This is a genomic window from Streptomyces sp. NPDC012935 (genome assembly GCF_042900345.1).
Taxonomy (GTDB): Bacteria; Actinomycetota; Actinomycetes; order Streptomycetales; family Streptomycetaceae; genus Streptomyces.
In genome coordinates this window covers 1-22,043 of record NZ_JBIBBC010000023.1, presented here as the reverse complement: position 1 = coordinate 22,043, position 22,043 = coordinate 1, and the positions used below count along the sequence as shown (strand labels likewise).

At 70.9% G+C, this 22,043-nt stretch carries 20 protein-coding genes and 2 pseudogenes; 7 read left to right on the top strand and 15 right to left on the bottom strand.

Annotated elements, in window-relative coordinates; all coding sequences use genetic code 11:
* Positions 1-7: 7 nt before the first annotated feature.
* The 11 genes from ACFY5C_RS36600 to ACFY5C_RS36550 all read right to left on the bottom strand — a co-directional run bounded on the left by ACFY5C_RS36600 (position 8) and on the right by ACFY5C_RS36550 (position 11,534).
* Complete coding sequence (locus ACFY5C_RS36600; protein ID WP_389453128.1) at positions 8-472, bottom strand: hypothetical protein; 465 nt, start codon at positions 470-472, stop codon at positions 8-10.
* Positions 473-549: 77 nt separating this feature from the next.
* Positions 550-1,827: an MCE family protein gene (locus ACFY5C_RS36595; RefSeq protein WP_389453125.1), complete on the bottom strand. Its 1,278-nt coding sequence runs from the start codon at positions 1,825-1,827 to the stop codon at positions 550-552.
* Positions 1,824-3,119, bottom strand: a complete 1,296-nt coding sequence (locus ACFY5C_RS36590; protein WP_389453122.1) for an MCE family protein — start codon at positions 3,117-3,119, stop codon at positions 1,824-1,826. Before ACFY5C_RS36590 ends, ACFY5C_RS36595 begins: the two co-directional genes overlap by 4 nt.
* Positions 3,116-4,267: an MCE family protein gene (locus tag ACFY5C_RS36585; RefSeq protein WP_389453119.1), complete on the bottom strand. Its 1,152-nt coding sequence runs from the start codon at positions 4,265-4,267 to the stop codon at positions 3,116-3,118. Before ACFY5C_RS36585 ends, ACFY5C_RS36590 begins: the two co-directional genes overlap by 4 nt.
* Complete coding sequence (locus ACFY5C_RS36580) at positions 4,264-5,424, bottom strand: MCE family protein (protein ID WP_389453116.1); 1,161 nt, start codon at positions 5,422-5,424, stop codon at positions 4,264-4,266. Before ACFY5C_RS36580 ends, ACFY5C_RS36585 begins: the two co-directional genes overlap by 4 nt.
* Positions 5,421-6,524 carry an MCE family protein gene (locus tag ACFY5C_RS36575; RefSeq protein ID WP_389453113.1) on the bottom strand — a complete coding sequence of 368 codons (1,104 nt, stop codon included), beginning with the start codon at positions 6,522-6,524 and terminating at the stop codon, positions 5,421-5,423. The genes ACFY5C_RS36580 and ACFY5C_RS36575 overlap by 4 nt, the downstream gene beginning before the upstream one ends.
* Positions 6,521-7,771 carry an MCE family protein gene (locus tag ACFY5C_RS36570; RefSeq protein ID WP_389453111.1) on the bottom strand — a complete coding sequence of 417 codons (1,251 nt, stop codon included), beginning with the start codon at positions 7,769-7,771 and terminating at the stop codon, positions 6,521-6,523. The genes ACFY5C_RS36575 and ACFY5C_RS36570 overlap by 4 nt, the downstream gene beginning before the upstream one ends.
* A gap of 17 nt (positions 7,772-7,788) precedes the next feature.
* Positions 7,789-8,604, bottom strand: coding sequence for an MlaE family ABC transporter permease (locus ACFY5C_RS36565; RefSeq protein WP_389453108.1), 816 nt, complete (start codon positions 8,602-8,604; stop codon positions 7,789-7,791).
* Between the two features lie 11 nt (positions 8,605-8,615).
* Positions 8,616-9,386: an MlaE family ABC transporter permease gene (locus tag ACFY5C_RS36560; protein ID WP_389453105.1), complete on the bottom strand. Its 771-nt coding sequence runs from the start codon at positions 9,384-9,386 to the stop codon at positions 8,616-8,618.
* Complete coding sequence (locus ACFY5C_RS36555; protein WP_389453103.1) at positions 9,383-10,333, bottom strand: ABC transporter ATP-binding protein; 951 nt, start codon at positions 10,331-10,333, stop codon at positions 9,383-9,385. Before ACFY5C_RS36555 ends, ACFY5C_RS36560 begins: the two co-directional genes overlap by 4 nt.
* A gap of 154 nt (positions 10,334-10,487) precedes the next feature.
* Positions 10,488-11,534 (bottom strand): sigma-70 family RNA polymerase sigma factor, encoded by a 1,047-nt coding sequence (locus ACFY5C_RS36550; RefSeq protein ID WP_389453100.1) that lies wholly within the window; start codon positions 11,532-11,534, stop codon positions 10,488-10,490.
* Positions 11,535-11,935: 401 nt separating this feature from the next.
* On the opposite strand from ACFY5C_RS36550, the pseudogene ACFY5C_RS36545 reads away from it, so the two are divergent.
* A pseudogene (locus tag ACFY5C_RS36545) lies at positions 11,936-12,160 on the top strand (helix-turn-helix domain-containing protein); the annotation flags it as partial.
* Positions 12,118-12,908: pseudogene (locus ACFY5C_RS36540) on the top strand (hypothetical protein); the annotation flags it as partial. The pseudogenes ACFY5C_RS36545 and ACFY5C_RS36540, both read left to right, overlap by 43 nt.
* Before the next feature lie 116 nt (positions 12,909-13,024).
* Here the strand turns inward: ACFY5C_RS36540 and ACFY5C_RS36535 are convergent.
* Both ACFY5C_RS36535 and ACFY5C_RS36530 read right to left on the bottom strand, forming a co-directional pair.
* The gene (locus ACFY5C_RS36535) at positions 13,025-13,399 is read right to left on the bottom strand and encodes a MazG-like family protein (protein ID WP_389453098.1); all 375 of its coding nucleotides are present in this window, start codon (positions 13,397-13,399) and stop codon (positions 13,025-13,027) included.
* Between the two features lie 25 nt (positions 13,400-13,424).
* Positions 13,425-13,997 carry a DoxX family protein gene (locus ACFY5C_RS36530; RefSeq protein ID WP_389453095.1) on the bottom strand — a complete coding sequence of 191 codons (573 nt, stop codon included), beginning with the start codon at positions 13,995-13,997 and terminating at the stop codon, positions 13,425-13,427.
* 165 nt (positions 13,998-14,162) lie between these two features.
* Here ACFY5C_RS36530 and ACFY5C_RS36525 point away from each other — a divergent pair, with 165 nt between their 5' ends.
* Both ACFY5C_RS36525 and ACFY5C_RS36520 read left to right on the top strand, forming a co-directional pair.
* Positions 14,163-14,489 (top strand): nuclear transport factor 2 family protein, encoded by a 327-nt coding sequence (locus tag ACFY5C_RS36525; RefSeq protein ID WP_389453092.1) that lies wholly within the window; start codon positions 14,163-14,165, stop codon positions 14,487-14,489.
* 78 nt (positions 14,490-14,567) lie between these two features.
* Complete coding sequence (locus ACFY5C_RS36520; protein WP_389453089.1) at positions 14,568-15,554, top strand: aldo/keto reductase; 987 nt, start codon at positions 14,568-14,570, stop codon at positions 15,552-15,554.
* Positions 15,555-15,819: 265 nt separating this feature from the next.
* Here ACFY5C_RS36520 and ACFY5C_RS36515 read toward each other — a convergent pair whose 3' ends face one another.
* Positions 15,820-16,596, bottom strand: coding sequence for an SDR family oxidoreductase (locus tag ACFY5C_RS36515; protein WP_389453086.1), 777 nt, complete (start codon positions 16,594-16,596; stop codon positions 15,820-15,822).
* Positions 16,597-16,730: 134 nt separating this feature from the next.
* On the opposite strand from ACFY5C_RS36515, the gene ACFY5C_RS36510 reads away from it, so the two are divergent.
* Positions 16,731-18,374, top strand: a complete 1,644-nt coding sequence (locus ACFY5C_RS36510) for an alkaline phosphatase D family protein (RefSeq protein ID WP_389453083.1) — start codon at positions 16,731-16,733, stop codon at positions 18,372-18,374.
* Here the strand turns inward: ACFY5C_RS36510 and ACFY5C_RS36505 are convergent.
* A complete protein-coding gene (locus tag ACFY5C_RS36505; protein WP_389453080.1) occupies positions 18,361-19,407 on the bottom strand; it encodes a Gfo/Idh/MocA family protein in 1,047 nt (348 codons plus the stop codon). The two genes, ACFY5C_RS36510 and ACFY5C_RS36505, sit on opposite strands and share 14 nt — an antisense overlap.
* 88 nt (positions 19,408-19,495) lie before the next feature.
* Here ACFY5C_RS36505 and ACFY5C_RS36500 point away from each other — a divergent pair, with 88 nt between their 5' ends.
* Positions 19,496-20,812: a multidrug effflux MFS transporter gene (locus ACFY5C_RS36500; protein ID WP_389453078.1), complete on the top strand. Its 1,317-nt coding sequence runs from the start codon at positions 19,496-19,498 to the stop codon at positions 20,810-20,812.
* Positions 20,764-21,939, top strand: coding sequence for a serine hydrolase domain-containing protein (locus tag ACFY5C_RS36495; protein ID WP_389453076.1), 1,176 nt, complete (start codon positions 20,764-20,766; stop codon positions 21,937-21,939). Before ACFY5C_RS36500 ends, ACFY5C_RS36495 begins: the two co-directional genes overlap by 49 nt.
* Positions 21,940-22,043: the final 104 nt, after the last annotated feature.

The window sequence follows — 22,043 nt, the reverse complement described above, 5'->3', positions numbered from 1 at the left end:
GTGCTTGTCAGCCGACGAACTCGACGTCGGACGCCAGCCAGCGGCCGTCCCGGTGGACCAGATCCAGCTGCAGCCGATACGTGCGCGCCTCGCCCTGCGGCACGGCCGTGTTGGTCACCTTGCTGTCGGCGACCACCAGGACGCGGGCCGAGTTCTCGGAGGAGCGGACGATGCCAGCCTCCAGGACCTGGCCCTCGGATACGGACTTGTTCGTCGCGACGAGCTGCGTCAGCTGCTCCGTCTGTGCCGCGAACTGCTTCTTGAAGTCGCCGGTGGCGCCTGCCAGTACGTTCGCGCTGTCGCGGTCGTAGTGCCGGTAGTCGAGGGAAGTGAAGTTCAGTGCTGACTGGCGGGCCGCGGCCAGGATGTCCTGGCGGCGCTGGTCCGCCTCGCGCTGTGCGGAGAGGGTCAGGGCCAGCCAGACTGTGAGTGCCGTGGTGAGGATCGTCGCCGCGACGAGTCCGGCCGTCATTGCCCTTGAGCTCCTCCCGCCCTTCGAGCTCCTCCCGCCTTTCGAGCTCCTCAATTTCTTCAAGCTCCTCAGGTTCTTCATGCCATCGGGCCAACGAGCAGCCATTGCCACGACTCCTTTCCGAACACGGCCCGCTGGCCGCCCGTCGAGCCGATCTCGACGTTTCTTCCGTCCGGGCCGGTGGTGGTGCCGGTCTCCGGGTCGTACGGCGTGACGTATGCCGTGGGCTGAGCGCCGCCGGAGGCGGTCGATGCGCCCGGGGCGTTCTGTGCGCCCCGTACCGACGACTCGCTCCCGCGCGGCAGCGTGCAGCGGGCCTCGGTGTTCGCCTCGCGTGTACTGGTGTCGCTGGGGTCGCGGCGGGCCGTGCCGTAGCCCTGGGTACAGGCCGGTGGGTCGTCGGCGTTCACCACGAGGCCGAAGTGGGTCGTGCCGTCGCCGGGGATGACCGTGTAGCTGCCCGCCACCATCACCGGGAAGGTGACCAGGGCCTGTTCAACGCCGGGCAGGCGGGCCAGCGTCACCTGGCCGCCGCTGATCAGGTTGGCGAGCAGGACCGACAGCTCCGGCCCGGCCGACTTCAGCAGCGAGTTCACCTCCTGCGCCGCCGGCCTCGCGTTGCCGATCAGCTTGCGCAGGTCTCCGTCGCTCGCCTTCAACTGGGCCGTGAGCGCCGCCAGATCACGCGAGAATGATTTGATCGACGAACCCTGGTCCGCCTGGGTCTTCAGTACCTTCCGCGAGTCCTTGATCAGCGCGATCGTCTCCGGGAGCGCCTCCGACGCCGACTCGACCAGCGCGTTGCCCGAGTCCACCAGGCGGCTCAGGTTCGGGCCCGTTCCCGCGAAGGCGTCGCCCAGTTCGTCAACGGTGACCCGCAAATCCTTCCTGCCGACCGAGTTCACCAGGCGGTCCAGGCTCAGGACCAGGTCCGTCGTCGGCAGCGGTACGCGGGTGTTCCGACGCGGGACGGCACTGCCGTCCAGCAGGTACGGGCCCTTGGACGTGCGGGCTTGCAGATCGACGTACTGTTCGCCGACCGCCGAGCGGTTCGCCACCACGGCAAGCGTGTCCGCAGGGATGCGGGGTGCCCCGTCCTCGATGTCGAGGGCGATCGAAACCCCGTCCTTGCCCGTCAGGCGCAGCGCCCCGACCCTCCCCACCGGAACCCCGCGGTAGGTCACCTCGGCGCCGGAGAAGACGCCCCCGGAGTCGGCGAAGTCCGCGTGGACGGTGTACCCGCGGTCCAGGACCTCGTCCACCAACCCCGTGTACTCGGCGCCGACATACGAGACGCCGACTGCGGTCATGGTGGCGAAGGCCAGCAGCTGGACCTTGACCGTACGGGTGATCACGGCTGGACCCCCTTCAGCATCAGCTCGGCGAGTTCGAGGTCGATCCCCTCGGGCCAGTCGCCCCCAGCCGCATACGCGGCCGTGCACACAGGCGGACACAGCCCGTCGCCGCCGTCCCCGTTCGGGGCCGAAGGAGACGGCACGCCCGGACTGGTCGGCAACGCCGTGGGCGTCGGCACGCCCGGCACATCCGGTACATCCGGGAGATCCGGTACGTCCGGCAGGTCAGGGGTCCCGGGAAGGTCGGGCCCTTGGGTCTCCCCGTCGTCGTCCCGGCCGCCGCCCGGCTCGTCCGTCAAGTTGCCGTAGATCCCGGCCAGGTCGATGTCCGCCGTGATGTGCAGGTTGACGTAGTCCCCCTTGATGGCGTCCACCGCGTTGCGCGGGAACGGGTAGGTCGTCAGCAGCTCAAGGGAGTTGGGCAGGTCGTCACCCGCCTTGTTGAGCTGTTGCAGGATCGGGCGGAGCTGCTTGAGGTTGGTGACTGTGTCGTCGTGCGAGGCGTTGACCACCTTGGTGCCCGTCCGGCCCAGCTTCGACAGCGCCGTGAGCATCCTCGTCAGGTCGCGCCGCTGGTCGGCCAGCACCTTCAGGGCCGGAGGCATCGTGTCGACCGCCTCGGCGATGGTCTTCTTCTCCTTGCTGAGGCGCTTGGCGAGCCGGTCCACGGCCGTCAGGGCCCGGACGATGTCCGCCTTCTGTTCGTCCATGGCGCCCAGGAACGTGTCGAGCTCCTTCAAGAGCGACTTGACGCGGTTCTCCCGGCCCTCAAGCGCCTTGTTCAGCTCTACGGTGATCGTCTTGAGCTGGGCCACCCCGCCGCCGTTGAGCAGCGCGGACAGGGCGGACAGCACCTCCTCGATCTCCGGGTTGCGGCCGCTGCGGGACAGCGGGATCACATCGCCCTCCCCGAGACGACCGACCGGGGCCGTGCTCGCCGGCTTCGACAACGCCACGTACTTCTCGCCGAGCATGCTGGTCTGCCGTAGCTCGGCGATCGCGTTGCCAGGCAGCTTCACCGAGTCGGCGACCCGGAGGCGCACGCGCGCGTGCCAGCCCTTCAGCTCCACCTTCTCGACCGCGCCGACGGTGACGTTGTTGACCTTCACCGCCGACTGCGGCACCAGGTCGAGGACGTCACGGAACTCCACGGTGACGTGGTACGCGTTGCCGTCCGAGGCGGCGCCGCCGGGTAGTCGGACGTCGTACAAGCCGTTGAACTCGCAGCCGGAGAGGGTCAGCGAGCCGACTGCAGCCCAGGCCGCGACCCCGCACTTGCGCAGCATGCTCATGCGCTCGCCCCCAGGATTCCCCCGAGGGTGCGGTCGACCGTGCCCGTGACCGCCGCGCCGCCCTGCGGCACCTCCGGCAGGGAGTCGAACAACTCCCGCAGCTCTCCGCAGTCCGGGTGCTCGCCGCCCTCGTCGCCCGTCGTCCTTAGCACCGAGCACAGCAGCGACGCCGGATCCTGCGCCTGATCGGCGTTGTTGCGGGTGTCGAGGGTGCCGGCGGACGGGTTGTAGGCGTTGTTGAGGTTCGACATGCCGGTCGGGGCCACCTCCAACAGCTCCTCCAGCGCCGCCCGTTGGGTGACGAGTACCTTGGTCACCCTGCTGAGACCCTCGACGTTCGAGGTCAGCGACTTCTTGTTCTTCCTCACAAAGGCGGACACGTCACCGAGCGCCGACCCGAGGTTCCTCAGCGCCGCCGCCAAGTCCTCGCGCTCGCCCGCCAGCTGCTCTGCGACCTTCGCAAGGCTGCTGTTGAACGACCGCACGCTCTTGTCGTCGGCCGCCAGCGCCGCCGTGAAGACCTGGAGGTTCCGGATCGTGCCGAACAGGTCCGTGCGGCCGTCGGACAGGGTCGTGACCGCTGCCGAGAGGTCCTTGACCGTCTGGTTCAGGTTCTTGCCCTGGCCGTCGAAGTTGTCCGCGCTCACGCCGAGCAGCCGCGACAGGGAGCCGTCCTTGTTGGCGCCCTTCGGGCCGAGCGCCTCGGCCGTGGTGTGCAGGCTGTCGAAGACACGGTCCAGTTCGACGGGTACGGCGGTGCGCGACTCGGGGATCTCGTCCCCGGTCCGCAGTGCCGGGCCGCCCCGGTACACCGGCAGCAGCTGCACATAACGGTCGCTGACGACCGAGGAGTTGATGATCGCCGCCTGGGCCTCGGCCGGGACCTTGCGGTCCGCCTCGTACTCCAGCTCCACCCGCACCCGGCCGCCCTCCGGCGTGATCTCCTTGACCTCGCCGATCCGTACCCCCAGCACGCGGACGTCCGAGCCCGGGTAGATGCCGACCGTGCGCGGGAAGTACGCCGTGACGTGGACGGGCTCGGGGCGGGGCCACAGGGCGTAGGTGAGGGCGGCGACCAGGACCAGGGCGGTCAGCAGAGCCGCCCGCTTCTTCCAACGGTTGTTCACCGCTCGCCAACGGCTGGTCACTGGGTCCCTCCCGTCCGCGGCGCCACCGGAGCCGCGACCAGGTTCTGTACGTAGGAGTCGAACCAGCGGCCGTTGCCCAGGGTGTTGGTGAAGACTCGGACATAGGGCGCGAGGAGCTTGATGCTCCGGTCCAGGCTGGACTGATTTCGCTCGAGCATCTCCACCACTCGGTTCAGGCCCTTGAGCGCGGGCCCGATTTCCTTGTCGTTGTCCTGGACCAGGCCGGAGAGCTGGATGCCGAGCGTGGCGGAGCTCTTCAAGAGTTTGTGGATCGCCTCGCGCCGCTTGCTGATCTCCTTGAACAGTTTGTCGCCGTCCTTGACCAGGGCGGTGAAGTCGTCGGATCGGTCGGCCAGTACGTCGGTGACGCCGTTCGCGTGGGCGAGCAGCCGGCGTAGCGCCTTGTCGCGGGAGGCCACCGTGCGGGAGATCTGCGACAGGCCCTTGAGGGAGGCCCGTACCTCTTCCGGTGAGTCCTCGAAGGTGGTGGAGATGGTGTCCAGGGCCTTCGCCACACGGTCGGTGTCGACCTTCTCCGAGGTCGTGGTGAGGTCGCTGAACGCCTGTACGACGTCGTACGCAGGGACCGTGCGGTTCAGCGGTATCTCGCTGCCGGGTGCCAACTGGCCCCCGCCCTTGGGGTGCAGCGCGAGGTACTTCGCGCCGAGGATCGTCTTGACCCGGATCGACGCGCCGGTCCCGGTGCCGAAGTCCGGCTCGTCCTTGATCTTGAAGGTGACCTTGACGTGGTCGCCGTCCAGGTCGACCTCCTCGACCTTGCCGACCTTGACCCCGGCGATCCGCACCTCGTCACCGGGCTTGAGTCCGCCGGCTTCCGCGAAGGCAGCGCTGTACGTCTCGCCGTCCCCGATGACCGGCAGGCGGTCGGCGTTGAACGCGGCCGCGGCGAGCAGCGCGAGGACGGTGAGGCCGACCGCTCCGATGACGACGGGGTTTCGCTCGCGGAAGGGGGCGAGGTGGGGGCGCCGCAGCCGTAGCCTCAAGATCCGTGGCGGCTCGACGCGCACCTTGATCAGCGGTTGCCGCCGGGGCTCGCGGCGTGGCAGGAGGCGTACCTTCGGCAGCCGTATCCGCGGCAGCTTCGGCGGCTCCACCCGCACCTTGAACAGCGGCTCCGGACGATGCTTACGGCTCATGCCCCGCACCTCGCCCTCGCCACATGAAACTCGGGTGTGAGTACCTGCCGGGACTCCGCCCCCGACCCCGACCCCGCCCCAGACCCCGACTTCGTCTGCGTCTTCGGCAGCACGATCCGGCCGTCGAAGTCGCAGAGGTAGAAGTTGAACCACGAGCCGTAGGACGCCGTCCCGGTCAGCTCGCCCAGCTTGTTCGGCAGCCGCTTCAGCACGCCCTCCACCGTCTTCTCGTTGTCGTTCAGCGTTCCGGTGAGCTCGGTCAGCTCGGCGAGGTCGTCCTTCAGCGGCGGTCGCGCGTCCTTCAGCAGGCCCGAGGTGGCCTCGGTCAGGTCGCCGATGCTCACCAGCGACCGCCCGACGGGCTTGCGGTCGGCGGACAGGCCCGAGATGACCCGGCGCAACTGCTTGAGCAGCCCGGAGAAGCGGGCGCCCCGCTTGTCCAGCGTCCCCAGCACGGTGTTGAGGTTGTCGATCACCGAGCCGATCAGCTTGTCGCGGCCGGCCAGCGTCGAGGTGAGGGACGCCGTGTGGACGAGCAGGCTGTTGACGGTGCCGCCCTCGCCCTGGAGGGTCTTGATGATCTCGGTGGCGAGCTGGTTGACGTCCTTCGGGCTGAGCGCCGCGAACAGCGGCTTGAAGCCGTTCAGCAGCGCGTTGAGGTCAAGGGCGGGCTGGGTGCGGGATAGCGGGATCGTCGCGCCGGGCCGCAGCCGCCGGGTGCCGTCGCCCGCGCCCTCGGTCAGCGCGACGTACCGCTGGCCGACCAGGTTGCGGTACCGGATGACGGCGCCTGTGCCGGTGAGCAGTGGGCGTTCCTGGCTGACCGTGAAGGTGACCTCGGCCAGCGTCCGATCCTTGATCCGGATGCCCTCGACCTCGCCGACCCGCACCCCGGCCACGCGGATGTCGTCACCCTCCTCCAGGCCGGTGACGTCGCTGAACACCGCGCGAAAGCGATGCTCCGGGGTGAAGGAGATGTTCACGATGGTGGCCGCGAGCAGGGCCGTCGCCAGCACCGTCACCAGCGCGAAGAGGCTGAACTTGATGAGCGGGGCAGCGGTCTGCCGGGCTCCCGCGCTCCTCGTACGACCGGTCCTCATGCCACACTCACCGCCGTCCCGCGCGCCAGCGGCCCGAACAGCAGCGTCGCGACCGGCGGCACCTCGTCGGCGGGCATCCCCAGGACGGGCGCCACGAGCGAACCGACGGCCCGCTGCTCGGCCCGGGTGGCTGACACGCCGTGCGGACCGCCCGGAGGCGAACCCCCGGCCTTCGAACCGTCATTGAGGTGTGCTCCGGGCGCCGGCACCGGAGGATGCGGCAGATCACGGCAGTGGGGCCCGGACCGCTCGCCGTAACGCGGCTCCTCGCCCGGTTCGTACGCCCCCTGCGGCCGCACGACCTCCAGCGTGATGTGCATCTTGCCGCCCCGGAACGCCTCTTCGGATGCTCGCTCCTGCCGGACCAGACCGGCCAGCAGGCACGGGTACTCGGGGGAGTAGCGGGCGAACAGCTCCAGTGTGGGACGCGAGACCTGGCCGAGGGTGATCAGCCGGTCGCCGTTCACGGAGAGGAAGTCCTCGGCCGTCCCCGCGACGGTCGCCGTGGTCCTCAGTGCAGCCGCCAGCCGATCCTTCTGCTCGACGATCGTGCGGCTGGTGGTGACGGTGTTGCGCAGGATCTCCATCAGGTCGGGCGCCGCGTCGCCGTACACCTCGGCGACCTCGGCGAAGCGGCCGATGTCCTCGGTGAGGGACGGCAGATGGGGGTTGAGGCGGCGCAGGTAGGCCTCCAGGCGCGTGAGGTTGTCGCCGATCCGGTCGCCGCGGCCCTCGAGGGCGGTGGCGAACGCGGAGAGGGTGGCGTTGAGCTTGCCGGGCTGTACGGTCCGGAGCAGGGGCAGCAGGTCGTTCAGCAACTGCTGCACCTCGATGCCGACGCGGGTGCGGTCCTGGGTGATGACGTCACCGGCACGGATCGGGCGGGCGGCGGAGCCGGTGGGCGGCACCAGGTCGACGTACTTCTCGCCGAACAGGGTCTTGGGCAGCAGCCGCGCGTGGACATCGGACGGGATGTACTCGACGTGCTCCGGCTTGAGCGCGATGTCGAGCGTCGCCTTCGTCCCGTCGGCCCGCACCTCGCGCACCTCGCCGACCAGCAGCCCGCGCAGCTTGACGTCGGCGCGCGGATCGAGCTGGTTGCCGAGGCTGTCGGCCTCCAGGGTGATCCGGACGACCGGCGTGAACACCTGCCGGTAGACGGCCACGGACAACGACAGCAACAGCGCGAGTACGGCGAGGAAGACGACGCCGTACAACCTCAGCCTCAGCACTCTCGGCACCCTCATCGGGCGGCTCACCCGGCTCACCCCGCTATCCGCACGGTCGTGTTGGCGCCCCAGATCGCCAGCGACAGGAAGAAGTCAAGAACGTTGATCGCCACGATCGAGGTCCGCACCGCGCGGCCCACCGCCACGCCGACGCCCGCCGGGCCGCCGCTCGCGTAGTAGCCGTAGAAGCAGTGGACCAGGATGATCACAACGGCGAAGACGAGCACCTTGCCGAAGGACCACAGCACGTCGACCGGTGGCAGGTACTGCTGGAAGTAGTGGTCGTAGGTGCCCGCGGACTGGCCGTAGTAGACGGTGGTGATGGTGCGGGCGGCGAGGTACGAGGACAGCAGGCCGATCACGTACAGCGGGATGACGGCCACGAACCCCGCGATCATCCTCGTCGTCACCAGGAACGGCAGCGAGGGCACGCCCATCACTTCGAGCGCGTCGGTCTCCTCGCTGATCCGCATCGCGCCCAGCTGGGCGGTGAACCCGGCGCCGACGGTCGCGGACAGGGCGAGCCCGGCCACCAGCGGGGCGATCTCGCGGGTGTTGAAGTACGCCGAGAGGAACGCCACGAAGTTGGAGGTGCCGAGTTGGTTGAGTGCCGCATAACCCTGGAGGCCGACCTCCGTGCCCGTGAAGAAGGACAGGAAGGCGATCACGCCGACCGTGCCGCCCACGACGGCGAGCGCGCCGCGGCCGAAACTGACCTCGGCGAGCAGCCGCAGGATTTCCTTCTTGTAGCGGCGCAGGGTGCGGCCGGTCCACGCCAACGAGCGCCCGTAGAAGGAGAGTTGGGTGCCCAGCGCTTCCAGTGAGCGCAGGGGGCGGTCGAGAAGTCTCATCGGCTAGCCCCTCAGCCTCTCTGCGGGACGACCTGGAAGTACACCGCGGTCATCACGAAGTTGGTCACGAACAGCAACATGAAGGTGATCACCACCGACTGGTTCACCGCGTCGCCCACACCCTTCGGCCCGCCCTTCGCGTTGAGCCCCTTGTACGAGGCGACGATCCCCGCGATCGCGCCGAACACCAGCGCCTTGACCTCGGCCGCCCACAGGTCGGAGAGCTGGGCGAGGGTGGTGAAGGAGGCGAGGTACGCGCCCGGAGTGCCGTTCTGCAGGACGACGTTGAAGAAGTAGCCGCCGGCCACGCCGACCACCGACACCAGGCCGTTGAGCAGCACCGCCACGACCATCGACGCCAGCACGCGGGGCACGACCAGGCGGTGGATCGGGTCGATGCCGAGCACCTGCATCGCGTCGATCTCGTCCCGGATCTTCCGCGCCCCGAGGTCCGCGCAGATCGCCGTGCCGCCCGCGCCCGCGATGAGCAGCGCGGTGACGATCGGCGAGGCCTCCCGCAGCACGGCCAGCACGGAGGCGGCCCCCGAGAAGGACTGGGCGCCGAGCTGCCGGGTCAGGCTGCCGATCTGCAGCGCGATGACCGCACCGAAGGGGATGGAGACCAGGGCTGTCGGCAGGATCGTCACGCTCGCGACGAACCACGCCTGCTGGATGAACTCCCGTGCCTGGAAGGGCCGTCGGGGCACGGTCCGGACGACGTCCAGCGCCATCGCGAACAGGCTGCCCGAGTGCCGCAGCGCTCCGATCGGTGACAGGCTCATGCGCCGGCCATCGCCTTCTGTTGCAGCGCGGCCTCGCGCCGGGCGATGGCCTCCCAGCGGGGCGGCCGGGGAATGCCCGGCCCCGGCAGCAGGCGGGGAGCCATGGCCTGGCGGCCGGGAGACCGTGCGCCCTTGACGCCGTCGTCGCCGAGGGCGGCCAGCTCCTGCTCGACCTGGGCGGCGTCCTTCTCCTCCGCCATGCCGATGGGGCCCTGCATGCGGCCGTTCAGGAACTGCCGTACGACGGGCTCGTCGCTGGTCAGCAGTTCCTCGCGCGGCCCGAACATCACCAGTTCGCGGCGGAACAGCAGCCCGATGTTGTCCGGCACCTGGCGGGCCGAGGCGATGTCGTGCGTGACGATCAGGAAGGTCGCGTCGATCTGGGCGTTGAGGTCGACGATGAGCTGGTTGAGATAGGCCACGCGAACCGGGTCGAGGCCCGAGTCGGGCTCGTCGAAGAGGATGATCTCCGGGTCGAGCACCAGGGCCCGGGCCAGCCCGGCCCGCTTGCGCATCCCGCCGGAGATCTCGCCGGGCAGCTTCCCCTCGGCGCCGATCAGCCCGACCATGTCCATCTTCTCCAGCACGATCCGCCGGATCTCGCTCTCGGACTTACGGGTGTGCTCGCGCAAGGGGAAGGCGATGTTGTCGTACAGGTTCATCGAGCCGAACAGCGCGCCGTCCTGGAACAGCACGCCGAAGAGCTTGCGCACCTCGTACAGGTCGTGTTCGCGCAGCCGCGTGATGTCCCGGCCCTGGATCGTGATCGAGCCGCGCTCCGGCTTCAGCAGTCCGACGAGCGTCTTGAGGAACACCGACTTGCCCGTGCCCGAGGGGCCGAGCATGACCGAGACCTCCCCGGCGGGCAGCGTCAGCGAGACGTCCTGCCAGATGACCTGGTGACCGAAGGACTTGGTCAGCCCTTCCACGCAGATCTCGACACCCATCCGGTCCACCCTTCAGCCCTGAAGCAGCTCCGACATCTGCTCTACGGGGAGGGGCGGGGTGTCCGTCGCTGGGATGGCGGACTTTTTTCGAGCGGGTTTCCGTGCGGGGAGGTTCGGGGGGATTTGCCGATGATTTACGGCTGCCTGTCCGGGGCTACGGCAACGCGCTCGCCGTCGGCAGGGGGAGCGCGGCGGACGGTACGGCGGCGGAAGCGTCCGGGACCGGCGGGAGTGCCGAGTCCGTCGGAACGGCGGAGGGTGTGACCGGCATGTCGGGGGCCTCGGGCAGTTCCGGAACGGCGGGGACCCGCGGGACCTCCGGCGCTGACAGTACCGGCAGCGGGGTCAACGACACCTCCGGGACCTCAGGCACTGACGGCACGGACAGCGGCAGGAACGGTTCGCCCGACCGCGCCCCGGCCGCCTTCCGTTCGGCCGCCGTGGCCGTGGGCCGGTTCCCCTCAGCCCTGCGGCCGCCCTCGCTGCTGTCCGGCCGCAGCGCTTCCGCGTCCGGCGAGGCCACGGCGGACCGAGGAGCCGTACCGCTTCCGCCGTCGCCACCGTCGAGGGCGTACGGCAGGACGAGCCCGGCCACCGCCAGGGTCACCGCCGTCGAGGCCAGCGCCACGGCCGGGGTCTTGCCGGCCGGCCTCGGCCGCCCCCACCCCAGGAGGAACAGTGCGAACCCGAGCGTCGCGGCCAGCGACTGCCGAAGCGTCCGCCGCGCCCTGGCCAGCAGCGACTCTACGGTCCGGTAGCTCAGCCCCATCCGGACGGCGACCTGCCCGACGTCGAGGTCCTCCGACTTCAGCCGCAGCGCCTCGGCCTGCCGCGCGGGCAGCTCACCACTGCGCACCGCCAGCCACTTTGCCTCGGCCCGGTCGCACACCGCCTCCTCGACGGGCACCGGGCCGGGGGCGACGAGGGTCGGACTTGTACGCACCTCGGCCTCACGGTTCACCTGCCGGTACCGGTCGACGCACAGCCGCATCGTCACCGTCGTGAGCCACGCAGCGAGCCGCTCGTCGTCCAGGTCAGGGCGTTCGGCGGCCCGCAGCATCGCCTCGTGCACCGCGTCCTCGGCGTCCTCCGGGCTCATCGACCTGCGCCGGGCCACCTTGAGCAGTTGCTCGCGGTGGCTCCACATGCGCTGCCAACGGCCGTCGGAGGCTTCCATCTCCGCAGGCATGTCCGTCGCCATGAGGGCTCCTTCGCGCTCACCCACCGGTCTCGTTCCGTCCGGCGGGGCGCGAGATTACCGCCCAGTATCAGCGGTTGTGGAGGGGGCGGCGGTCATCGAGTCCGCGTTGTTACTGGTCAGTGCGCCGCCGCTGGGAAGCATGCCGTCGGCGGGGAGCTCGATGTCCGGGCCGTGAAGGGGAAGTTGCTATTCCCCGGCCTGTCCGGTCCGGCCGGTCCGCCCGGGTCCGCCCTGCCTCCTCGGATTCGTCGGCCGGAGGGGCGTGGGCTGCCCGTCGTGATGCATGAGGGGATCGCGTCCACTGGCGTCCCATCCAGCTCGACGCGCCCCCGGACGGGCAGGAGGCGTCGGGATCGGCGACGGTGTCGCTCGCGACCACCTTTCCCAAGAGCGGCCTGAGGCACCGGCTGCTGCGCTGCCTGCGCGTGAACGCCGGGCGCGTGCTGTCCAAGGAGCAGATCGGGCGGCACGTCTGGGACGACCCGCCGACGGACGGCGCGATCGAGCGGCTCGTGTCGCGGCTGCGGCGCAAGGTGAACGGGGAGTGGGAGCAGGCCGCGCTGATCCATACCCGGCGTGGCTTCGGCTATTGGCTGGGCACGGCCGTGACGGACCGTACGGCGTGACCGTCGACCTCGGCGGCAAGGTGTACGCCGCCGACCACTACCGGGTCGCGAGCCCCGAGCCCTCGCCGGAGGGCGGCGTCACCACGCACTTCCTGCAGCCCTTCTCGCACGGCATCGTGGCCCACGGTGGACTCCTGCACACCACCTCGCAGTTCGGGCAGGTCCAGACGTACGACCCCGGGACCGGGACCAGACGGGAGCGGGCCGGCGGGCTGCGGCGGCCGCTCGGGATCGCCGTCACGCCGGACGGCTCGCTCGTCGTCGCCGAGTCGGACGCGGGGCGGGTCGTGGCCGTCGATGAGCGGGACGAGCTCACCGTGCTCGCGGACGGGCTCGAGCAGCCCGTGGACGTCGCCTGTGACGCCGAGGGGCACTGTTACGTCAGTGACGAGCGGCTGGGCGCGGTGCTGCGGGTCGAGGTGGACGGGCCGCCGGCGGTCGTGGTCGACGGGCTCGACGCGCGCAGGGACTCGCGGTGCTCGGCGAGGAGTTGTTCACGGTGGAGACCGGCCGGCGCCGGTTGCTTGCGGTGTCCCTGACGACGGGGGAGCGCCGGACCGATGCCGAGGACCTGCCGGTCGGGCCGCCGCCCGGCGTGGTGCCGCGGGCGGAACCCGCCCTCTTCGCCAACGGGATGCCGGGGATGGCGCGCCGGTTCGCCGGGTTGGCGGTCACGGCGGACGGGGCGCTGCTGCTGTCGGCGAACGGGGAGGGGACGGTACTGCGGCTGACACCCGGGCCGTGCTGAACCTGCGGGCAGGTGGGGGCTGGTCGCGCCCACGCGGCGGAGCCGCACATCGATCCAGCCCCGTGCCCCTACGGCCCCGTGCCCCCACAGCCCCGTGCCCCTAAAACCCCGTGCCCCTACGGCGCCGAACCCAGCGACCGCTCCCGCACCCGCGCCAGATGCCGGGTGAACACCTCACGCGTCTCGGGAGTGAGCGTCCGCAGCGCGACCAGTGCCGTGATCACCACGTCGCACAGCTCGCCCTGTACGTCCTCCCAGGTGTGGGTGACGCCCTTGCGCGGGTTCTGACCGGTCGCCCCGATCACCGCCTCGGCCACCTCGCCGACCTCCTCCGACAACTTCAGCATGCGCAGCAGCATGCCCTCCTTGCCGCCGACCGGCTGGTCGGTGTCGAGCCAGGTCCACAGGTCGTCGATGGTCGCCCAGAGGTCATCGGCGGGCGCGGTGGCGGGCTCGGTGGCGGTGCCGGGAGGGGCTGCCTGATCGGTCATGCGGGCAGCTTGGCACAGCGGCTGCCTACTCCTCGAACAAGGCCTCCTGATCCTCGAGCGCCCCCGCCTGCTCCTCCCTGTCCGTCCTCGCCTCGTCCAGCCTCTTGTTCCGCGTCCCGATCACCACCGCCGTCGTCGCCGCCGTCGCCGCCAGTGCCGTGGGAACCATCCAGCCGCGGTCGACGACATGGCCGAGGGCGTGGTCGAGGGAGAGGCGGCCGGGGCCCGTGATCGCGAGGCAGGCTGCGGCCAGGCCCAGGGTGGCCGCGTGCTCGTAGCCGCCCTCCTGGTTGAAGAAGCCGTTCGGGGCGTGCACCGCGGCGGCGCCCGCCATGGCGCCGGCCGCCGCCGCACCCGCCGCCGGGGTCGCGAGGCCCAGCGCCAGCAGGGTGCCGCCCCCTGCCTCCGCGAGGCCCGACGCCGTTGCGCTGGCCTTGCCCGGCTTGTAGCCGATCGACTCCATGAACTGGCCGGTGCCCTCGATGCCGTGTCCGCCGAACCAGCCGAACAGCTTCTGCGTGCCGTGCGCGAACAGCACGCCGCCGGCGCCCAGCCGGAGCAACAGCAGGCCCAGATCACGTCGGTCGTAAGCACTCACAATGACTCCCGATGGCTCCCGGAACAGTCCCCTGGTGACGGATCCCCGCCCGATCCCCGCCCGATCGCGTCCTCGTGTCCACCGTCGCACCGAAGTCACCCGCCCGGCCTGCCATGGCCGCCGTTCGGGTGGCGGGGCCGCGGACGCGGTGTGAGGCTGACCGGTATGACGATTCAGACGTCCAAACTCAGCGACCCCGCCGTCCGCGCCTTCGTCACCGCCGTCAACGCCCACGACCGCGAGGGCTTCATGAGCATCCTCGCGCCCGGCGCGACCATGGCGGACGACGGCAGCGACCGCGACCTCGCCGACTGGATCGAGCGGGAGATCTTCTCCTCCAACGGCCACATGGAAGTCGACAACGAGTCCAACGACGGCCGCGATCTCCTCACCCACTACCGCAACGACACCTGGGGCGAGATGCGCACCCGCTGGCACTTCGAGGTCGAGGGCGACGGCAGGATCTCCCGCTTCGAGACCGGTCAGGCTTAGCGGGGCGCGAGAAAGCCGGCGCGAGAGCCGCTCAAGCGCTTGCCCTCGTGCGCACTTCAACTTCTAACGTCCCACCTCATGGAGACCAAGAGGACTTTGGGACGGACCGGCATCGAGGTCAGCGCGCTCGGCTTCGGCTGCTGGGCCATCGGCGGTGAGTGGCAGTCCGCCGACGGGCAGCCGCTCGGCTGGGGCAAGGTCGACGACGAGAAGTCCGTACGGGCCGTCCGGCGCGCCCTGGATCTGGGCGTCACCTTCTTCGACACCGCGGACACCTACGGCGCCGGCCACAGCGAACGCGTCCTCGGCCGCGCCCTGGGCAAGCGCCGCGCCGATGTCGTCGTCGCCACCAAGTGGGGCAACGTCTTCGACGAGGAGACCCGCACCCTCACCGGCGCCGACGACACCGTGCCGTACGCCCGCCGCGCGCTGACCGCCTCGCTGAGGCGCCTGGACACCGACTACGTCGACCTGTACCAGCTGCACCTGTCCGACGCCGACCCGGAGCGTGCCGCCGAGCTGCGTGACGTCTGCGAGGAGTTCGTGCGCGAGGGGCTCATCCGTGCCTACGCGTGGAGCACCGACGACCCGGCCCGTGCCGCCGTGTTCGCGCGAGGGGAGCACTGCGCGGCGGTGCAGCACGCGGCCAACGTGCTCCAGGACGCACCTGAGATGTTCGCGCTGTGCGAGGAGCTGGAGCTGGCGAGCATCAACCGCAGCCCGCTCGCGATGGGCCTGCTGACCGGCAAGCGCAGGACCGGGCAGGCCCTGGAGGCCGGGGACATCCGCAGCAGGCCGCCGCAGTGGCTGCAGGGGTTCGAGGACGGGTCCGGGGCCGACCCGCAGTGGCTCGCGCGCGTGGACGCGCTGAAGGACGTCCTCACCGGCGGCGGCCGTACGCTCGGCCAGGGCGCGCTCGCCTGGCTGTGGGCCCGCAGCCCGCGCACCGTGCCGATCCCCGGGTTCCGTTCCGTCGAGCAGGCCGAGCAGAACGCGGGCGCGATCGCCAAGGGGCCGCTCACCGCCGGGCAGATGGCCGACGTCGACGAGATCCTCGCTCGCTGAGCACCGCCGTAGGCACGGGACACAGCACGGCAGCCGTTCCACGCACCGGTGCGCACCTCACGGTCCCTCGCGAGGTCCACCCCCACCCGGTGTCGTGGAACGGCTGCCGTTCCCCCCTCGGTATGGCCTGTGGAATCCTCCTGCTCCACATGTGAAGCTCTGGTGCAGGAGATTGTGAGCATAAGACGCTCACCGTGCTCGACGTGCCGGAATTCAACATTCCGATTGTGTGAGTTGTGGAGACAGTGTGCAGGCGGGTGAGCCGTCAGCCACGCCCCACGTACGGCATCGCCGTCGCCAGCACCGTCGCGAACTGCACGTTCGCCTCCAGCGGCAGCTCCGCCATGTGCCGCACGGTCCGGGCCACGTCGGCCACGTCCATCACGGGCTCGGGCACCACCGAGCCGTCGGCCTGCAGGGCGCCTGTCTGCATGCGGGCGGTCATGTCGGTCGCCGCGTTGCCGATGTCGATCTGGCCGACGGCGATGTTGTACGGCCGCCCGTCCAGCGACAGGGACTTGGTCAGTCCGGTCAGCGCGTGCTTGGTCGCCGTGTAGGCGACGGAGTGCGGGCGGGGCGTGTGCGCCGAGATGGACCCGTTGTTGATGATCCGGCCGCCCTGCGGGTCCTGCTCCTTCATCTGCCGGTACGCCGCCTGCGCGCACAGGAACGCCCCGTTGAGGTTGGTGTCCACCACATGCCGCCAGGCGTCGTACGCCAGCTCCTCGACCGGCACCCCGCCCGGCCCGAACGTCCCGGCGTTGTTGAAGAGCAGGTCCACCCGCCCGAACCGCTCCACGGTGGCCGCGAACAGCGCGGCCACGTCCTCCTGCCGTGACACGTCGGTCCGTACGGCGAGAGCGGCGCCGTCGGGTACCAGCCCCGCCGTCTCCTCCAGGGACCCGACGCGCCGCCCCGCCAGCGCCACCGACCATCCCGCGCGCAGCAGCTCCACGGCGACCGCCCGTCCGATGCCGGAGCCCGCGCCGGTCACCACGGCGGTCCTCGTGTCCGTCCTCGTGTCCGTTTGCCTGTCATTCATGGGGCCGCAGGGTACGGGACGGTCCGCCATCCGGAACTCATCCATCCGCCATCCGAGTGTTGTGTACGCGCCAAGCGAGTGTCGTCCCCGGCCACTCCAATGCCTCATGCATCCATCAGTCAGGGGAGGACCGGATGACACTCGCAGCACACCCTCAGCCCCAGCACGCCCCCGAACTGCGCGCGGCAGCACGCCACATCGGCCGCCGCCGCTTCCTGACCGTCACGGGCGCCGCCGCCTCGCTCGCCTTCGCCGTGAACCTGCCGGCCGCCGGCGCAGCGAGCGCCGCCGAGCTCGACGCCCGCCGGATCACCGACAACCCCTTCACCCTCGGCGTCGCCTCCGGCGACCCGCTGCCCGACTCCGTCCTGTTGTGGACCCGCCTCGCCCCCGCCCCGTACCAGCCCGACAGCGGACTGCCCGCCCAACGGATCACCGTGCACTGGGAGTTGGCGCACGACGAGAAGTTCACCAGGATCGCCAGACGCGGTGCGGCCATCGCGTACCCCGAGTTCCACCACACGGTCCACGTCGAGGTCGACAAGCTCGACGCGGACCGCGTCTACTACTACCGCTTCCGCGCCGGCACCTGGATCAGCGAGACGGGCCGCACCCGCACCGCCCCCGCGACGGAAGGCGCGGCGAGCTCGCTGACCCTCGCCGCGGTCTCCTGCCAGGCGTACACCGACGGCTACTACACGGCGTACCGCCATCTCGCCCAGGACGACGTGGACGTCGTCTTCCACCTCGGCGACTACCTGTACGAGTACGCGGTCAACTCCGTCGGCGGCTACCGCAACTACACCGACCGCACACTCCCCGCCCTCTTCAACCGCGAGACGGTGACGCTGGAGGACTACCGCCTGCGCTACGCGCTCTACAAGTCCGACCCCGACCTCATGGCCGCGCACGCCGCGCACCCGTTCGTCGTCACCTGGGACGACCACGAGACCGAGAACAACTACGCCGACGACATCCCGGAGAACAGCGTCCCGCCGGAGGAGTTCCTGCTGCGCCGGGCCTCCGCCTACCGCGCCTACTGGGAGAACCAGCCGCTGCGCCGCCCGCAGCAGCCCGTCGGCCCCGACATGCAGCTCTACCGGCGCCTGCGCTGGGGCCGGCTCGCCCAGTTCGACGTGCTGGACACCCGGCAGTACCGCTCCAACCAGGCGTACGGCGACGGCGCCCAGATCCCCGGCCCGGACGTCGACGACCCGGCGCGCACGATGACCGGAGCGACGCAGGAGCGGTGGCTGCTCGACGGCTGGCGCGACTCGACAGCGCTGTGGAACGTCGTTCCGCAGCAGGTCACCTTCGCCCAGCGCAAGTTCGACCTCGCCACGCCCTCACGGGTGTCGATGGACGCCTGGGACGGCTACCGCGCCTCCCGCCGCCGCGTGCTGGACGGCGCCAAGGCCGCCGGCGTCGAGAACCTGATGGTGCTCACGGGTGACGTACACGTCGGGTACGGCTTCGACATCAAGGACGACTTCGACGACCCCGACTCCGCCACGCTCGGCACGGAGATCGTCGCCACGTCGATCGCCAGCGGCCGGGACGGCGCCGACAAGCCCGCCAACTGGGACACGTACATGCAGGCCAACCCGCACATGAAGTTCTACAACGGGCGGCGCGGCTATGTGACCGTCGCGCTGGGGCAGCAGCTCGCGCGGACCGACTTCAAGACGGTGCCGTACGTGACCACGCCCGGGGCGCCGGTCACGACGGCCGCGTCCTTCGTGACGGAGGTGGGGGAGCCGGGGCTCACGCCGGCGTGAGTTCGGGCGTGAGGTCCTCGCCCGCGTCCCCTTCGGGGGCCTCGCCCGGGTAGCGGACGCCGACGCGGTCCCGGATCGCGTCGAGCGTCCGCATCACGGCCAGCGTGCCGTCCAGCGGGACAAGCGGAGACTCGGTCTCGCCGGCCCGCAGGGCCCGCATCACCTCGGCGGCCTCGTGCCGCAAGCTGCTCCGCGCACCGTCCGCCGGGTCGGCCGTGAACTCCTCGGGGTCACGGCCGTCGCGGTGCAGGACGAAACGGTCCGGGAAGAAGAAGCCGTGCGGTACGTCGATACGGCCGCCCGATCCGGTGACCGACGCGGAGGTGGCCGTACCGCCGACGATGGAGCAGTGCACCGAGGCGAGCGCGCCGCTGTCCCAGGAGAGCAGGGCGCCCGTCTGCAGATCGACGCCCTCCGCGGACAGCGCCGCGCGAGCCGTGACGTCCGACGGCTCCCCGAGCAGCAGCTGGGCGAAGGAGACCGGGTACACGCCGAGGTCCAGCAGCGCGCCGCCGCCCTGCGCCGGGTCGCGCAGCCGGTGCGCGGGCGGGAAGGGGCCGGCCAGCCCGAAGTCGGCCTGCACATGGCGCACTTCGCCGATCGCGCCGTCGTCCACGAGGGCTTTGAGCCGCCGGATGAGGGGGTTGCAGTACATCCACATGGCTTCCATCAGGAAACTGCCGCGCGCCTTCGCCAGCGCGACCAGTTCCTCGGCCTCCCGCGCGTTCAGTGTGAACGCCTTCTCGCACAGCACGTTGTGCCCGGCCTCCAGGCACAGCCCGGCCGCGACGCGGTGCGCCGAGTGCGGGGTGGCGACGTAGACGACATCGATGTCGCCGTCCTCGGCGAGCGCGTTCCAGTCGCCGTACGCCCGCGGGATCCCGAAGCGCTCGGCGAACGTGTCGGCGGAGTCCTGGCTCCGCGAGGCGACGGCCACCACCTCGGCATCCGGCAGGTCCACCAGATCCGCGGTGAACGCGGCCGCGATCCCGCCGGTCGCCAGGATCCCCCACCGCACGCTTCGTTCCGTCACTGCGGTCCCGCCCCTCGCTCATGTGACCCTCGGCACTCTGTACGAGCTGAGAGCATAGAGGGCGGATCACTCGGAGAGGGAGGGGCGCATGGGCGACCGTGGGGGGCCGATACAGCCGGCGGAGCCGATACCGGACGTGTCGCAGCCGGCCGTACCGAAGACGGACAGACCGCCCGTCCGGTCCCTGCGGACCACCGGCCTGCTCGTCACCCTCATCCTCGGCGGCCTGACGGCGACGCCCCCGCTGGCGATGGACATGTATCTCCCGGCGCTCCCCGAGGTCACCGGGTCCCTGCACGCCCCCGCCGCGACCGTGCAGCTCACGCTCACCGCCTGCCTGGCCGGCATGGCGCTCGGGCAGCTGGTGGTCGGCCCGATGAGCGACCGGTGGGGCCGCAGGCGCCCGCTGCTGGCGGGCCTCGCCGTGTACGTCGTCGCCACCGCCCTGTGCGCACTCGCGCCCAACATCGGCCTCCTGGTCGCCTTCCGGCTGGCGCAGGGCCTCGCGGGGGCGGCGGCGATCGTGATCGCGAGGGCGGTCGTACGCGACCTGTACGACGGCGTGGCCATGGCCCGTTTCTTCTCCACCCTCATGCTGATCTCGGGAGTCGCCCCGATCGTGGCGCCGCTCATCGGCGGCCAGGTGCTGCGGGTGACGGACTGGCGGGGCGTGTTCGTCGTGCTGACGGTGGTCGGCGTACTGCTCGCCGCTCTCGTCTGGCGCAGGCTCCCCGAGACTTTGGCGCCGCAGGACCGGCACAGCGGCGGGGTCGGTGAGGCCCTGCGGGCCATGCGCGGTCTGCTCGCCGACCGCGCCTTCACCGGGTACATGCTGGCGGGCGGGTTCGCCTTCGCCGCGCTGTTCGCCTACATATCGGCGTCGCCGTTCGTGATCCAGGAGATCTACGGAGCCTCGCCGCAGACCTTCAGCCTGCTGTTCGGGCTCAACTCGGTCGGGCTCGTGATCGTCGGCCAGATCAACGGCAAGGTGCTGGTGGGGCGGGTCAGCCTGGACCTGGTGCTGGGCGCGGGGCTGGCCGTGGTGATCCTGGCCGCGACAGCGCTGCTGCTGATGTCGCTGGGCGTGTTCGGCGAGGTCGGGCTGGTACCGGTGGCGGCGGCCCTCTTCGTCCTGATGTCCGCGATGGGCGTCACCCTGCCCAACACCCAGGCCCTCGCCCTGCTGCGCACCAAGCACGCCGCCGGGTCCGCCTCCGCACTGCTCGGCACGTCCTCCTTCCTCGTCGGCGCCATCGCCTCGCCCCTCGTGGGCGTCGCCGGAGAGGACACGGCCGTCCCGATGGCCGTCGTCCAACTGGCCGCAGCACTGGTGGCGCTGGCCTGCTTCATGGGAATGTGCCGTCCCTGGAACAGTCGTGCGGGTGCGGAGGGAGCAGAGAGCTGAGCGCGCCGAGACTGCGCGGGGACACGCCGGAGAGGGCCGGACTCGACCCCGAGGAGATCCGTCAGCTCGTCCGCGAGGTCCACGACCTCACGACCGGCTCCCGCCCGTGGGCGGCCGGCGTTGTGCTGATCGTCGGGCGGGGGCCCTACCTCGCCGTCGAGGAGGCGGCGGGCTGGGCGGTGCGGTACGCGTCCTACGACGAGGACAAGGACGCCGGGTTGGAACTGCCGCCCGAGGCCCAGGTCCCGATGGCCACGTCGACCCCCTTCGACCTGGCCTCCCTCACCAAGCTCTTCACCTCGGTCGCCGCGGTGCAGCAGATCGAGCGCGGCACGCTGGGCATCGACGCGCGGGTCGGGGCGTATCTGCCGGACTTCCGCGCCGCGGCCCGGCATGACATCACGGTGCGTCAGCTGCTGACCCACACCTCGGGGTTGCGGCCCGAACTGCCGCTGTACGACTGCGCGGACGACGCGGAGCGGCTGGAGCGGTTGCGGGCGGAGCCGCCGGTGGGGGTGCCGGGAACGTACTGCTACTCGGACCTCAACCTGCTGTTGCTGCAGCACGTGCTCGAACGCATCACCGGCCGCACGCTCGACGTCCTGATCCACGACGGGATCACCCGGCCCCTGGGCATGACGGCGACCCATTTCGGGCCCTGCCCCGGCGCGGCGGCGACCGAGGACCAGCGGCGTCCGTGGGCCAAGGCGGACCGGGGGATGCTGCGGGGGGTCGTCCACGACGAGAACGCCTGGGCGCTGGGCGGGGTGGCGGGCCACGCCGGCCTCTTCTCCACGGGGCGTGACCTTGCGGTCTTCTGCCGGGCGCTGCTGTCCGGCGGCGCGTACGGGCCCGCCCGGATCCTCGGTCCGGACTTCGTGGAGCTGCTGCTGGCCGCGCCCGGGCTGGGGTTCGCGGTGGATCAGCCGTGGTTCATGGGGGAGTTGGCGGGGCGGGGGGCTGCGGGGCACACGGGGTTCACGGGGACCTCGTTGGTGGTGGATCCGGTGACGGACACGTTCGTGGTGCTGCTGGCGAACGCGGTGCATCCGCGGAGGCGGGCCGCCGACAGCAGGCCGCGGGCCGGGGTGGGGACGAGGGTGGCGCGGGCTGTGCGGGGGTTGTAGGGCCGTTTGTTCCGCCCCCGCCGCCCCTGCCCTTCCCGTCCCTGGGGGCTGCGCCCCCAGACCCCCCTTCGGCCTGAACGGCCTCGTCCTCAAACGCCGGACGG